Raw genomic sequence first — 12,289 nt, 5'->3', positions numbered from 1 at the left:
AACCATGCTCAAGGCAGCAGATTGCGCACCACGGGCGGATAGCAATTGATCGCCGAGCTCGAACAGCTGAAGTAGGCGGTGGTCGGTCGGTAGGCTTCGTTCTTGAACAGTTGGCAGAGGCTGGTGGAAGCACCCGCACAGAGGATGATGAACAGAGCACAAGTCGTTTTGCGCATGGTGAGTCTCGACACGGTTTTATTGTTGTAGAGACAGGTTATGGCGGCGGTTCGTGAGTGGCTTCGTCCGAATGGACTATCCGTTCAAATTGAAGCTTCCCCGTTCCTTGTGGTGTTCCCGGGATCTGTGCCTGATCGTGATCCCCTGTAGGAGCGAGCCTGCTCGCGATGGCGGTATGTCAGGCGGCATGGATGTTGGATGTGCCGGCCTCATCGCGAGCAGGCTCGCTCCTACAGGTTTTGTGTGGTGTCAGGTGCGTCGGGCGAGGGCGCCCATGGCCATGAACAGGGCCGCAATCGCCCGGGCTTCATGCAGTTCGCCACGGGCCACCAGTTCGGGGATCTCTGCCAGGGGTACACGCAGGCATTCCAGGGGTTCGGGTTCGTCGCCTTGCAGTTGGCAGGGGCTCAATTGTTCGGCCAGCACCACCCGGTAGCGGTGGCACAAGTGCCCCGGTGCCAAGGTCAGCTCGCCCAGTTCGGTGAGGCGTTCGGCGCGCATGCCGACTTCTTCGCTCAGCTCGCGCTGCGCCGCCTGCAAATAGTCTTCATCGGGCTCGGCACCGCCCTTGGGCAGGCCGAGTATGGTTTTTTCCACACCGACCGCGTATTCGCGCACCAGCAGCACATGCGCAGGATCGGGCATCGCCACCAGCATCACCGAGCGATAACCGGTGCCGCGCAGGCGTTCGTAGACCCGTTGCTGGCCGTTGCTGAATTGCAGGTGCAGGGCTTCGATCTGAAAGTGGCCGCTTTGCGCCAGCAGTTCAGTCTTGAGGATGGTTGGGCAGTTGCGCATGGGGCAGTCCCCTGTTTGGGATAAAGACACTGTGCGCTGTACAACGGGAGCCGCCATCGTCCGAGCGGACGAGGGCAGCAATGAGGGTTAGCCGAGGGTCGCCACGCTGCGCAGGATCAGGCGCACCAGCATGGTCTGGCGGGTCACGCCGGTCTTGGAGAAGGTCGAGCGCAAGTGTGCCCGGGAGGTGTTGCGGCTGATGCCCAGCTCTTCCGACGCTTCGTCGAGGGTCAAGCCGTTGGCCAGCAACATCGCCAGCTGGGTTTCCGCCGGGGTGAAGTCGAATAGCGCGCGGACAATATCCTGCGGTGCGGTGGACTGCTGCTCCGGGTCGCTGATGAAAATCACCACGGTCGGACACTGCTTGCCTTCGCTCCAGTCGCTCAAGGGCACCGAGCGCACGATGATCCCCAGATCCGCTTTCCCCGACGGCCGCTGTACGCGCAGGGCCTCGACCACTGACGGGTTGCCGCTCTTTTGCGACAGTAGCGACTGCTTGACCAGTCTGCGGAATTCCTGGGTATCCCGGGCCGTACCGACCTGCAAGCCATCGTTGACCAGTTTGATGCCGTCCTTTTCCTGGATCAGCCGGTCGGCGACCTGGTTGGTCTGCAGCACCTTGCCGGACTCGTCGAGGATGATCGTGCCGACCGCCATCTGGTTCACCGCGCCGGCGTACAGGTTGCGCTCGGCTTCGATGCGGTTGAGTTGCATGTGGATCTTGATCGAGCGTTCCAGGTGCGCAATGAAATGCGTGAGCATGGCCTTTTCTTCATTGCCGAACGGCTTGTCGTCACGTCCGCGGCTGATACGAATGCGGCACTGGGCGCCGTCGACGGTGTTGATGTCGGCACCGAGGATGTGGAACACGTCCACCGGTTCGAGGAAGTTCTTATAGAACTCGGAATTCTGCCAGTCGTCGTTGGAGACGAACTCGGCGAGGGTCACGACCTGGCGGTTGGGCAGGTCGACAAACGGATCGAGGCTGAAAAAGTGTTTGTTGTACGACGCGGTCGCCTCGGTCGAGGTGCCGGTGGTGTTGACCATCAGGCCGTCCACATGGGCGCTGGGCGGACGCAGGATGAAGGTCACGTACTTGCTGTTCAGATGCACATTGAGCTGATTGAGAAAAGTCGCCCAGGGAATGGTTTCCAGCGGACCCTGATAGAGGTTGCCGATCAAATCACTGAACGTATCGAGGCTGAGGCTCTGCTGCATAGGGAAAAACCGTTTTTATTATTAGCGTTGGCGGTGGCCGAGAATAAGCGCCGGTATCGACTCCTTGCAACGCTCGGGCTCAGGGCCTGACCGGCGGCTGCCGGTCAGGCCCGGGGCGGGCGAAAAGCCGCTGGCGTCAGACCCGTTCGCTGGCGCGCACGACAAACTTCTTGTGTTCGGCAACGTCCGCCGACAGCGCCTGGACGTCGGTGTAGAACTGCTCGTACCAGCGGCGCAACTGGTAGACCGGACCGTCGCCGTCACACAGCAACGGGTTGTCGACGCGGGTCTTGCTGTGCCAGATGGCCACGTCTTCGTAGAAGGCTGCCTGCGCCTGCGCTACGTAGGCCTTGGCCATCGCCTGGTTCTGCTCTTCGCTCAAGCCCGGGATCTTCTTCACCAGCACGCCGTAGCGCAGGGTGAAGCTGTCCAGATCGATCGGCACGTGGCAGTTGAGCAGGATCGAATGGATCGGCTGGCCGTTCATGGCGCCGTTCATCTCGGTGATCTGATAGGCCGGGCCGAAATAGGTGGCTTCGGTGGTCAGCACGCTGTCGCCGGACAGGCGCTCACTGCGGGCGCGCATGATCTGGGTGGCCAGGTGGCCCTGGAAGATGTTGATGAACTCTTCGACCGGCGCGCCGTGCACGGTGCCGAAGTGCGCCATGTCGGCGATGTTGTCGATCAGTTCGCGGCAGTTGGTGCCAATCTGCAATTCGGCAACTTCCCATGCCGCCCATTCGTCGCTGTAGCAGGCGTCGATGCGCGGAATGCGTTGTTCCGGCAGCGGCGGGTTGCCTTCGGGGTCATTCCAGACGAACAGCAACTGGTTCTCTTCCATGATCGGCCAGCTCTTGATCCTGGCCCGTGGCGGAATGCGCTTGGCATAAGGGATGTCATCGCAAACACCATCGGCGCCCCAGCGCCAGGCGTGGAACGGGCAGCGGATCGAGTTGCCTTCAACGCAACCGGTGCTCAGGTCGGCGCCCATGTGCGGGCAGTAGCCATCAAGGATATGCAGTTCGCCGTCTTCACCCTGGAACGCCACCAAGCGGGTGCCGAACACCTCCAGGCGGTGGGCCTTGCCGTCGCGGTATTGCGCGGCCAGGCCCAGGCAATGCCAGCCGCGGGCGTAGCGGTCTTCCAGCAGTTTGGCTTCGATGCGGTGCAGGGTACTCATCTTATTATTCTCCCAAGGGATCACGGGGTTGGCGCATGTAACGGATTCTGCCGCCCCTGTAAAAGCGGGCATCGTCTGAATGGACGATGGCTGCGTTAAGTAGGCCCGCTCTACTGGTGCCATTGGACCCATGGCAGGAGTTGGCGATGAGTAATGAACAAGGGCCGGTAGCGGTGATTACCGGGGCCGCCAGTGGTATTGGCCGCGGCCTGGCCGAACACGCGGCGACGCTGGGCATGCGCCTGGTGCTGGCGGATCGGGATGCAGCGGGCCTGCAAGCCCTGTGCGACGAATTGAAGGTTTGCGGTGTGCAAGCGATTGCCTGCGTCACCGATGTCGGTGATGCGAAGCAGGTCGAGCGCTTGCGTGATCGGGCTGTCGAGCACTTTGGCGGGGTCGACCTGCTGTTCAACAATGCCGGGGTGATGCAGACCGGTTTCAGCTGGGAAATCACCGAAGCGCAATGGCAGCGCATGCTCGACGTCAACCTCAATGGCGTGATCAACGGCATTCGCAGTTTTGTGCCGCTGTTGCTCAGCCAGGGCCGGGCGGCCCATGTGATCAACACGGCGTCCCTTGCCGGGCTGGTCAGCAGTCCGCTGATGGCACCGTACAACGTGACCAAGCAGGCTGTGGTCGCGCTCTCGGAAACCCTGCATTACGAACTGGCAATGATCGGTGCGCCGGTGTCGGTGTCGGTGCTGTGCCCGGGGCCGGTGGCCAGTGAAATCATGGCCTCGAACCAGGTGGTGGACACTGCCGGATCCGACTTCAGTCAACTGCTCGACAGCACCATTCGCCAGGGCATGACCCCGGCGGAGCTGGCCGCGCAGGTGTTCGCCGCCGTCGCGCAAAAGCGTTTCTGGATCCTGCCCCACAAGGGTTTCAAGCCGGCTCTGGAGCGCCGTGTGCAAAGCATCCTGGGCGAGACCAATCCGCAGTTTCAAATGGCCGATATAGAGGACGATGCCCATGCCGCTCGATAAGCAGATCGCTGGGGTTCTCCAGCAGTTTCGCGACATCCCGGAGCCCGATTTCAGTCTGGTCGATGCGGCTCAGTACCGGCAGTTCTCCGACAACCTGCTGCCGGCGATCCCCGGCGAACCGATGAGCGAGGTGCGCAACCTGCGGGTGGCCGGCGCGGACGGTGAACTGGACGCACGCCTGTACCGGCCATCGGAACAACCTGATCTGCCATTGCTGGTGTTTTTCCATGGCGGCGGATTTGTCATGGGCAATCTCGATACCCACGACAATCTCTGCCGCTCGCTGGCCCGCCAGACCGAGGCGGTGGTGGTGTCCGTTGCCTACCGACTGGCCCCCGAAAACCCGTTCCCGGCGGCGCCCCTCGATTGTTATGCGGCCACCTGCTGGCTGGTCGAACATGCCGCCGAACTTGGGGTCGATGGCAGTCGACTGGCCGTGGCCGGGGACAGCGCCGGGGGCAATCTGGCGTTGGCGGTCAGTCAGTTGGCGGTACAGCGCCGGGGGCCGAAAATCAGCTATCAGTGTCTGTTCTATCCCGTTACCGACGCAGGTTGCGACTCTCAGTCCTTCGAAGACTTTGCCGAAAGCTATCTGCTTTCCGCCGGGATGATGCGCTGGTTCTGGCAGCAATATCTGCAAGACGTCGGGCAGGCGGATGATCCTTTGGCCTCGCCACTGCGCGCCGAGAGCTTGGCGGGATTGCCGCCAACGACCCTGATCACCGCCGAATTCGACCCGTTGCGTGATGAAGGCGAGGCAATGGCCGAGTGCTTGCGCGAGGCCGGTGTGCCTGTGCGGGTACAGCGTTGTGACGGCATGATCCACGGTTTTATCAGCATGGCTGCATTTGTCGAAGGGGCGGCACGCGCCTTGTCCGATGCGGCGACCGACCTGCGCGGGGCGCTCAAATGAGCGGCCTGGCTTTCAACACGGTACCGCAACTGATCGAGGCCATTGGTGCAGGTCAGATGGTGGTGATCACCGACGACGAACACAACGGCGAAGGCTCATTGCTGATGGCCGCCGAACGGGCCGGGGCCGAGGCCGTCACCTTCATGGCGGTGCAGGCGCGCGGGCTGATTTGCCTGGCCCTGACCGAGCAGCGCTGCCGTGCGCTGGGCCTGGACCTGATGGTGCCCAACTCCCGGGCGCAACATGGCGTGGGTTTTACCCGCTCGATCGAAGCCGCCACCGGGGTGTCCACGGGTATCTCGGCGGCGGACCGGGCGCGTTCGATCCAGGTCGCGGTCGACCCGGCCAGCGGCCCGACGGACCTGGTGCAGCCGGGGCATATCTTCCCGGTGCAGGCCTTGCCCGGTGGCGTGATGCAGCGGGCCGGACATGTCGAGGCCGCGTGCGACCTGACGCGCCTGGCGGGACTGCAACCGGCGGCAACCCTGGTGGGCATTCTCAACGAGGACGGCGAACTGGCCCGTGGTGCCGAGCTGCATGAATTTGCCCATCGGCATGGCCTGCGCATCGGCACCATCGCCGACCTGATTCACTACCGCATCCTGCATGAAGGCACGATCGAGCGCGGCGGCGAATATCCCTTGCATACCCGCCACGGCGAGTTCCGCGTGACGACCTATCAGGACACCTACCAGGGCGCGCTGCACCTGGCGCTGGTCAAGGGCCGGATCGACAGCACGCAACCGGTGCTGGTGCGGGTACAAGGCATCGAGACGCTGCGCGATGTGCTGGGGTGTGAAAGCGAGAGCGGGGCGCAGCAGTGGAGCCTGGATCGCTCACTGGCGAGCATCGCCGCCGCCGGTAACGGCGTACTGGTGTTACTGGCCCAAAAGGAAAGCGCCGACGGTGTGCTTGAACAGTTGCGCCAGCGCAGTGGCGGCAAGCAGCGCACACCGCAGTTTCCACAACGGACCCTGGGCATCGGCGCACAGATCCTGCGCGACCAGAATGTACGCAAAATGCGCCTGATGAGCTCGCCGGTACCGTACAAGGCCGTGTCCGGGTTCGACCTGGAAGTGACGGAATTCGTGCCGTTTCAACCGATAGGCTAATGCAAGCCCATAAACCGGTGGGAGAGGGCGTGCGCCGGGCGTCGTCTGCCAGACTTTTCATCATCCCTGGCTTCGGAGTGGCAGTGGAGGGTTACCAACTGCCATAGGGGATGCCGTAGCGTTCGATGTAGCGCTGAACTTTCTCGTCGAGAGTGTAGGCGTACCGGCCTTCATTCTTGCCTTGGCTCGGCCCCAAGGGCTCGATTTCGGCTTGAGCCCGGGCGACCTTGATTGCGTCATGACAGCTATCGCGCACCCATACCTGCACCACGCCGCCCGGGGCCAGGCCCAGAATCAGCGAGGCGTAGTAGCGAGATCGAAGGGTGTCCGGGCAGCGTCGACTGATGGATGTGCGCATGATCTCGCGCGCTTGCTCGGGGATGTCGACCCAGACCTTGTAGGTTTGGGGTTCGACGACCGATTGCCAGCGGACAAAGATGCGCTTGGGCAGTGCGGCACCGGTCACGGGCATGACGCTTCCTGCAATCACTCTCGGCCAACCGTGAGCGGATTCGGTACCGTCTTCAGGAGTAGCGGTCCCTATGGAACCTCCCCCGGGGCGACGGAAGAATTGACCGTTGATATCTTCGACAATACGCAACTCAACCTCCCCAAGCATGTATGACGGCCCCTGAAATGCGATGCTCCACCAGGGCGAGTGTGGGTCGCGCTCAGCTGACAGCGGGTCGGTGGCCTGGCAGCCGCCGAAGAGTAAAAGGCCCATGAGGGCCATCAATCTTTTCATCATCCTTGGCCTCGGAGTGGCAGTGGAGGGTTACCAACTGCCATAGGGGATGCCGTAGCGTTCGATGTAGCGCTTCGATTTCTCGGATTGTGGGTAGTAGTGTCCATTGGACTTACCCAGATGCGGACCCAAGGGCTCGACCTCGGCCTGAGCCCGGGCGACCTTGATTGCGTCATGACAGCTGTCACGCACCCATACCTGCACCACGCCGCCCGGGGCCAGGCCCAGAGTCAGCGAGGCCCGGTAGGGAGATCGAAGGGTGTCCGGGCAGCGTCGACTGATGGATGTGCGCATGATCTCGCGTGCTTGCTCGGGGATGTCGACCCAGACCTTGTAGGTTTGGGGTTCGACGACCGATTGCCAGCGGACAAAGATGCGCTTGGGCAGTGCGGCGCCGGTCACGGGCCTGACATTACCTCCGGCCCGGTGCCAGCCACGAGCGGCCTCCGAGCCCTCCAATGCGGTGTCAGTCCCGATTACTCCTCCCATATGATTGTTGAAGAATTTGCCGTTTATATCTTCTGCAGTACTGTTTTCGACCCAGCCGAGCATGTACGACGGCCCTTGAAAATCAATGCTCCACCAAGGCGAGTGCGGGTCGTGTTCAGCTGACAACGGATCGGTGGCCTGGCAGCCGCCGAGGAATAAAAGGCCCGTGAGGGTCATCCATTTTTTCATCATCCCTGACCTCCGCGTGGTGCGTGAGGGTGCTGCACACGTACGGCATCGGCGGTGGGCGCATTGATGTACAGAAGCCTGGCTTCGCGTTGCCCGGTTTTATCCAGCGGGTGATTCCAGTGTGCCGATGTGTGGATGTAGCGACGCTTGAGCATCGTTTCCTCGGCTGCAGTGAGTCGATAGTCACCCGCTACAAACCGGTCACAAAGCGGTTGTAGCTCCGGTGGAATGTGATAATCCGGTGTGTCGGGGAAGTCCTTGAAATGCACACCTGTATTTTTTGCCAGCGCATGCATTACTCGTAAATACACACGCGACAGCTCGCCCCGGACCGAGCGCGTAAGTTGCAAGCCAGCGTAAACCCGTTGCTCCCGCGCGCTTGCACGGTCCTGCAGGTCGGGGGGCAGCAGCCTTGGCTCGGGGGTGACAATTTCCAGCATGTCGGCCGGCCAACCCTGGGCGATCATGTTGGCCCTGTGCTGCCGCGCAACACGGTAGATCGACGTGCTCCTGACATCCGTGCCCTGGGCTACGGTCAAACCCTGCATCGGGCCAACGAGTACGCGTTCCTGGGCTTCGGCGAGGTAGCCGCCACCGATGTCCGAATGCACCCCGGGCAAGGCAATTTCTGGATGATCGGGTGCGACCCGGCTCAAGGGGAAATTGGCGCGATGCTCATCGCGGGCTACCAGATGTACAACATCGAAAAACAGGGAGCGGGGCAGATGCAGGCGCAAACCCGGAGCGACCGAACTCTGGACATTGCCCAGGTTGCTGATACCGGCAATGGAGGCGACGGTGTCAAACAGGCCGATAAAACCCATATGGATGTCGCGGTGATACTGCCCCAGGAACTGGCGACTGAAGCCCTGTGCATTGTTGATCAGAACCCTTTGCAGCAGTCCCTGACTGCCCAGCGCCACCTCGTTGGCGAAGTGACGGGCGGCGGCTGCACCGCGACTGAAGCCGAAAGTGTCGAAGGTCAGTGAGGTGATTTCGCCGTCCGGGTTTTCCCTGACAACCTCATCGATAAAGGTACTGATAAATCCGAACGACTGCTGAACTCGCCCAATAACACCAGTCTCACCTCGCCCTGTTCCGGAACCCATCAGGCTGTCCTTTTCACCGGCCCGCGTACCGATACCCTCCACATAAAGCTTGCGCTGTACCGACCTGCTCCGTGCATCATCCTGGAGCTCATTCGACTCAAGGTAGCGGTCCCAGAGTTTTGCCACATTGGTCACATCATTCCCATAACTACTCCCCGGATCACTCATATACGGCTTGCAACTGGCCTCCAGATCTTCAGGCAGGATGGCATGGTGGGCCCCGCAAGCCAGCCCGAGTGCGGTGTTGTCGGCATTGTTTCCAGTACCGTCGAAAAACACGCCGATGCGCAGTGCAATGCCGATTTTGTTGGGTGTCGGCTGTTTCTGCACCCATCCCGATGGCGGTTTTGGGGAGACCGGTGCCCGTGCGGTCGTTGAATAATAGGCAGGAGCGTAAGTTGCCGGCTGTGCGACTGTTTTGGAAGTCAGTGCCTCAGCGTCATCGCTGGACTCATAAGTGGTATCGAGTATCGAAGGGATCAGCCTGGCGCTGCAGGGGCAACTGCTGTAGCTGTCCAGAGTACCGGCCACCAGTCTTCCGTCGCTGTCGATACTCGGGACACCGCCGAGGATCACGTAAATATTGTTGTTCGCGCCACAGGAAACCGGATCGCCCTCACACGCAAGGGCGACGTCGAACATCGCGACGTCTGCTTTGGCGTCCAGCACCTTGCCACCGCAGCTGGTCCAGTCGCCCAGACAAATAAAATATCCTTCAGCCATGATTCGAACTCCGTGTCCTTGGCACCCCCGGTGAGGGAGGCGCTGCTGCTCGATGGTTTGCACTGGCTCGGGTGTGAGCCGGGCTAGCGCAAACTAACGGGGCAGCGACGGAATTCAAGGTGTCCGGGTACGAACAGGAAATGTCCTACGAGTCATTCAGAAACAAGAGACGTCGAGTTGAACTTGCCGGTCGATATGCGTCGGTTTAAGGCTTGATGCCTTGCAACATCTCCTTCGCCTGATCCTGCACTGCCTGCGGCGCGGTCATGTTGCCGTCGATCACGGTGATGACCGCGTGGCCTTGCCACAGTTGATAGGCATCGGCCTTTTGCTGGACTTCGGTCGGTGTCGACGGTGGGGCCAGGTTGACGTGGACCACGCCGTCGGCGCCGCGCTGTGAGGTGAAGTTCACCCGATCCCAGTTGCCGATCGGCGCAAAGCTCACGCCTTTGACTTCATCGGGTTTCAGGGGCGGGTAGTTGAGGTTCAGGCCGTTGACGCCTGGCAGGCCGAGCACGTTCAGCTCACACGAGTGTTTGCTTTTGGCGCAGGCCTGTCTGGCTTCGGCGCCGGTCAGGCTCGCCTGTTCGATCACCTTCACGGCAAAGCGCGCCGTGTCGTCCATGGCGCCAAGAGTCTTGCGGTAGCCGGCCTGCTGGTCGCGGATGATCAGGTCCATGTCGATGGCCGTTGACACCGCCACGGCTGGAACCCCTTTGAACATGGCACGAACGGCGGCGTTGAGGGTGCCCGACATCTGCGTCAGCGGGCCGACGTTTTCGCCAAAGTTGCTGCCCGATACCACCAGGTCCGGCGGCGAATCCTTGAGGATCACATCGAGGCCGACGTTGACTGCATCCACCGGCGTGCCGATGGCGGACGTCTTGCCGGCTGGCGGGGTGTAGCCCTGCGGTGGCCCGACGCAAAATTTGCCCGGCGCCAGTTCGGTCACCGCCAGGGCCTGGCCAGGTACGACCACGCTGGCGGCGCTGATGCCGCTGCTGTCGTTCAACGGACCGACCAGGGTGACTTTATGCCCGGCAGCAGTCAGGGCGCGGTACATCGCATCGATGCCGGGTGCACGGCAACCGTCGTCGTTGGTCAGCAGGATGTTCAGGGCATTGGCGTGCATCGACAGGCCAACGCTGGCCATGGCGATGACGCCGGTGAGGAGTTTGTTCATGGGCAGTCTTCCGTGAAATCTACAGATTTGGAAAAGCATAACGCCCCGACCGAATGAATCGGTCGGGGCGCTGAGGTTTTAGCGGGTGCCGAGTTTGCGCAGGTTGCCAGGGGTGAACTCGTCTTCGGTGAAGGCGGTGGCGTTGAGCTTCGCCGGTTTCTGATCGATCAGCATCCGGTCCACCAGATACGAACCGGCGATCAGGTCGTGATAGACCCCGAGGCGAGCGTGGTAACGCTGCATCTCGTAGGCGTAGATCGATGTCTGCATGTTGGTGCGCCAGAGTTGGCCGCGACTGTCGTAGTTGTCGGCCAGGGTCGCGGCCCAGGTGTCCTCGTCCAGGTACATCACACGCTTGGCGTACACGTGGCGGGCGCCTTCCTTGAGGGTGGCTTGCAGCACCCAGACGCGGTGTTTTTCATAGCGCATGTACTGCGGATCGATATGGCCGGTGGTGGCCAGAATCTGATCGGTGCTTACGCTCGGATCATCGATCTTGTAGTTGTGATAAGGAATGTAGATTTCCTTTTTGCCGACGATGGTCCAGTTGTAGCGGTCCGGGGCACCGTTGAACAAACGGTCTTCGTCGTACACGCGGAAACCGCCGGCGCCGGTCGGCGAGTCGTAGCCCACGGTCGGCGCGCGACGCACCCGGCGCTGACCGGGGCTGTACTGCCAGGCCTGACGCGGGGAGGCGGTCGGGTTGATGAACTCGTGACCGACGACGATCTCGCCTTTCTTGCGCACCGGTTCCAGCGTGGTGATCAGGAAGTTGGTGAGAATGCCGTTGGATGTCTCCAGGGTTCGGTCCGGGTTGGACCAGATCGAGAAGATCTTGTAGTTGACCTCTTCGAGTACCCGCTCCTTGTTGGAGTACACCACGGCCTGCCGGTAGTTGGCCTCTTCGGCGGCGGCGCGGCCGGCGAGGGTGTGGTTGAACATCAACTCGCTGCCGTTCTTGGGAATCGGGAACGGTGAACCGGCCCAGGCGTTTTTCGTGTCGTTGTTGTCGTTGGCCAGCTCGGCGTTGACGGCGTTGTGCTTGACCGCCTCGACCAGTTTCGGGTCAACGCGGAAGTCGCGGTGGCTCGGGTACACCGGGATCTTGAAGGTGTCAGGGTAGCGCTTGAGCAACGCTTTCTGGCCGTCGGTGAGGTTCTCGGCGTACTTGTCCATGTTCTTCGAGTCGATCACGAACAACGGTTTTTCCGCGGCATAGGGGTCCGGGTATGGCGTACCGGGGCCGTCAAACTTGAGGCCTGGCGGCAGGCCGAGCCATTTGCCGGACCAGGCCGGGATGCTGCCGTCGGCGTTGCCGGCTTTTTCCGCGCCCATCGGGGTCAGGTCCTGGCCCAGGCGGGCGGCTTCTTCGGGGCTGACCTTGGCGTAGGCCAGGCCACTGCCGAGCAGGCCGACGGTCAATGCCGTGCTCAGTAAGGTTTGGGTGAATCTGGACATGCTGTGCTC

At 61.7% G+C, this 12,289-nt stretch carries 12 protein-coding genes; 3 read left to right on the top strand and 9 right to left on the bottom strand.

Translation table 11 applies throughout. The features are described 5' to 3' along the window. Positions 1-8 precede the first annotated feature (8 nt). The 4 genes from ACM6J5_RS10960 to ACM6J5_RS10945 all read right to left on the bottom strand — a co-directional run bounded on the left by ACM6J5_RS10960 (position 9) and on the right by ACM6J5_RS10945 (position 3,373). Positions 9-176: a hypothetical protein gene (locus ACM6J5_RS10960; protein WP_167362873.1), complete on the bottom strand. Its 168-nt coding sequence runs from the start codon at positions 174-176 to the stop codon at positions 9-11. Positions 177-426: 250 nt separating this feature from the next. After that, positions 427-975, bottom strand: coding sequence for an ADP compounds hydrolase NudE (gene nudE, locus ACM6J5_RS10955; RefSeq protein ID WP_414928490.1), 549 nt, complete (start codon positions 973-975; stop codon positions 427-429). Positions 976-1,062: 87 nt separating this feature from the next. Next, entirely contained in the window at positions 1,063-2,193 is a 1,131-nt protein-coding gene (locus ACM6J5_RS10950) for a helix-turn-helix transcriptional regulator (RefSeq protein WP_095944329.1), read from the bottom strand. 136 nt (positions 2,194-2,329) lie between these two features. Continuing rightward, on the bottom strand, positions 2,330-3,373 hold the full coding sequence (locus tag ACM6J5_RS10945) for a Rieske 2Fe-2S domain-containing protein (RefSeq protein WP_414928489.1): 1,044 nt from the start codon (positions 3,371-3,373) through the stop codon (positions 2,330-2,332). 146 nt (positions 3,374-3,519) lie between these two features. Between ACM6J5_RS10945 and ACM6J5_RS10940 the strand changes: the two genes are divergently transcribed. Genes ACM6J5_RS10940 through ACM6J5_RS10930 form a run of 3 tightly spaced genes read left to right on the top strand, consistent with a single transcriptional unit; the run spans position 3,520 to position 6,384 of the window. Further along, positions 3,520-4,359 carry an SDR family NAD(P)-dependent oxidoreductase gene (locus ACM6J5_RS10940; protein ID WP_414928488.1) on the top strand — a complete coding sequence of 280 codons (840 nt, stop codon included), beginning with the start codon at positions 3,520-3,522 and terminating at the stop codon, positions 4,357-4,359. Next, positions 4,346-5,272, top strand: coding sequence for an alpha/beta hydrolase (locus ACM6J5_RS10935; RefSeq protein WP_414928487.1), 927 nt, complete (start codon positions 4,346-4,348; stop codon positions 5,270-5,272). Before ACM6J5_RS10940 ends, ACM6J5_RS10935 begins: the two co-directional genes overlap by 14 nt. Continuing rightward, positions 5,269-6,384 carry a 3,4-dihydroxy-2-butanone-4-phosphate synthase gene (locus ACM6J5_RS10930; RefSeq protein WP_414928486.1) on the top strand — a complete coding sequence of 372 codons (1,116 nt, stop codon included), beginning with the start codon at positions 5,269-5,271 and terminating at the stop codon, positions 6,382-6,384. The genes ACM6J5_RS10935 and ACM6J5_RS10930 overlap by 4 nt, the downstream gene beginning before the upstream one ends. 91 nt (positions 6,385-6,475) lie before the next feature. On the opposite strand, the gene ACM6J5_RS10925 is transcribed toward ACM6J5_RS10930, so the two are convergent. From ACM6J5_RS10925 to ACM6J5_RS10905, 5 genes are all read right to left on the bottom strand, one after another. Further along, the gene (locus ACM6J5_RS10925) at positions 6,476-7,129 is read right to left on the bottom strand and encodes a DUF2931 family protein (protein ID WP_150673458.1); all 654 of its coding nucleotides are present in this window, start codon (positions 7,127-7,129) and stop codon (positions 6,476-6,478) included. A 30-nt stretch (positions 7,130-7,159) separates the two neighbouring features. Continuing rightward, positions 7,160-7,807, bottom strand: coding sequence for a DUF2931 family protein (locus tag ACM6J5_RS10920; RefSeq protein WP_414928547.1), 648 nt, complete (start codon positions 7,805-7,807; stop codon positions 7,160-7,162). Continuing rightward, complete coding sequence (locus tag ACM6J5_RS10915) at positions 7,807-9,639, bottom strand: phospholipase effector Tle1 domain-containing protein (protein WP_414928485.1); 1,833 nt, start codon at positions 9,637-9,639, stop codon at positions 7,807-7,809. The genes ACM6J5_RS10920 and ACM6J5_RS10915 overlap by 1 nt, the downstream gene beginning before the upstream one ends. Before the next feature lie 205 nt (positions 9,640-9,844). After that, complete coding sequence (surE, locus tag ACM6J5_RS10910) at positions 9,845-10,822, bottom strand: 5'/3'-nucleotidase SurE (protein ID WP_414928484.1); 978 nt, start codon at positions 10,820-10,822, stop codon at positions 9,845-9,847. 78 nt (positions 10,823-10,900) lie between these two features. Next, complete coding sequence (locus ACM6J5_RS10905) at positions 10,901-12,280, bottom strand: DUF1329 domain-containing protein (protein ID WP_095944336.1); 1,380 nt, start codon at positions 12,278-12,280, stop codon at positions 10,901-10,903. Positions 12,281-12,289 lie beyond the last annotated feature (9 nt).

The sequence above is a fragment of the Pseudomonas sp. IT-P74 genome, assembly GCF_949768175.1.
In the GTDB taxonomy this organism is placed as follows: domain Bacteria; phylum Pseudomonadota; class Gammaproteobacteria; order Pseudomonadales; family Pseudomonadaceae; genus Aquipseudomonas.
Note: the sequence above shows the minus strand (reverse complement) of the source record. Positions and strands in the feature narration are given on the sequence as shown.

What these genes read in the sequence shown, in the direction of transcription:
- ACM6J5_RS10960 (WP_167362873.1), bottom strand. Translation starts at nt 176, where the DNA reads ATGCGCAAAACGACTTGTGCTCTGTTCATCATCCTCTGTGCGGGTGCT.
- nudE (WP_414928490.1), bottom strand. Translation starts at nt 975, where the DNA reads ATGCGCAACTGCCCAACCATCCTCAAGACTGAACTGCTGGCGCAAAGC.
- ACM6J5_RS10950 (WP_095944329.1), bottom strand. Translation starts at nt 2,193, where the DNA reads ATGCAGCAGAGCCTCAGCCTCGATACGTTCAGTGATTTGATCGGCAAC.
- ACM6J5_RS10945 (WP_414928489.1), bottom strand. Translation starts at nt 3,373, where the DNA reads ATGAGTACCCTGCACCGCATCGAAGCCAAACTGCTGGAAGACCGCTAC.
- ACM6J5_RS10940 (WP_414928488.1), top strand. Translation starts at nt 3,520, where the DNA reads ATGAGTAATGAACAAGGGCCGGTAGCGGTGATTACCGGGGCCGCCAGT.
- ACM6J5_RS10935 (WP_414928487.1), top strand. Translation starts at nt 4,346, where the DNA reads ATGCCGCTCGATAAGCAGATCGCTGGGGTTCTCCAGCAGTTTCGCGAC.
- ACM6J5_RS10930 (WP_414928486.1), top strand. Translation starts at nt 5,269, where the DNA reads ATGAGCGGCCTGGCTTTCAACACGGTACCGCAACTGATCGAGGCCATT.
- ACM6J5_RS10925 (WP_150673458.1), bottom strand. Translation starts at nt 7,129, where the DNA reads ATGAAAAGATTGATGGCCCTCATGGGCCTTTTACTCTTCGGCGGCTGC.
- ACM6J5_RS10920 (WP_414928547.1), bottom strand. Translation starts at nt 7,807, where the DNA reads ATGAAAAAATGGATGACCCTCACGGGCCTTTTATTCCTCGGCGGCTGC.
- ACM6J5_RS10915 (WP_414928485.1), bottom strand. Translation starts at nt 9,639, where the DNA reads ATGGCTGAAGGATATTTTATTTGTCTGGGCGACTGGACCAGCTGCGGT.
- surE (WP_414928484.1), bottom strand. Translation starts at nt 10,822, where the DNA reads ATGAACAAACTCCTCACCGGCGTCATCGCCATGGCCAGCGTTGGCCTG.
- ACM6J5_RS10905 (WP_095944336.1), bottom strand. Translation starts at nt 12,280, where the DNA reads ATGTCCAGATTCACCCAAACCTTACTGAGCACGGCATTGACCGTCGGC.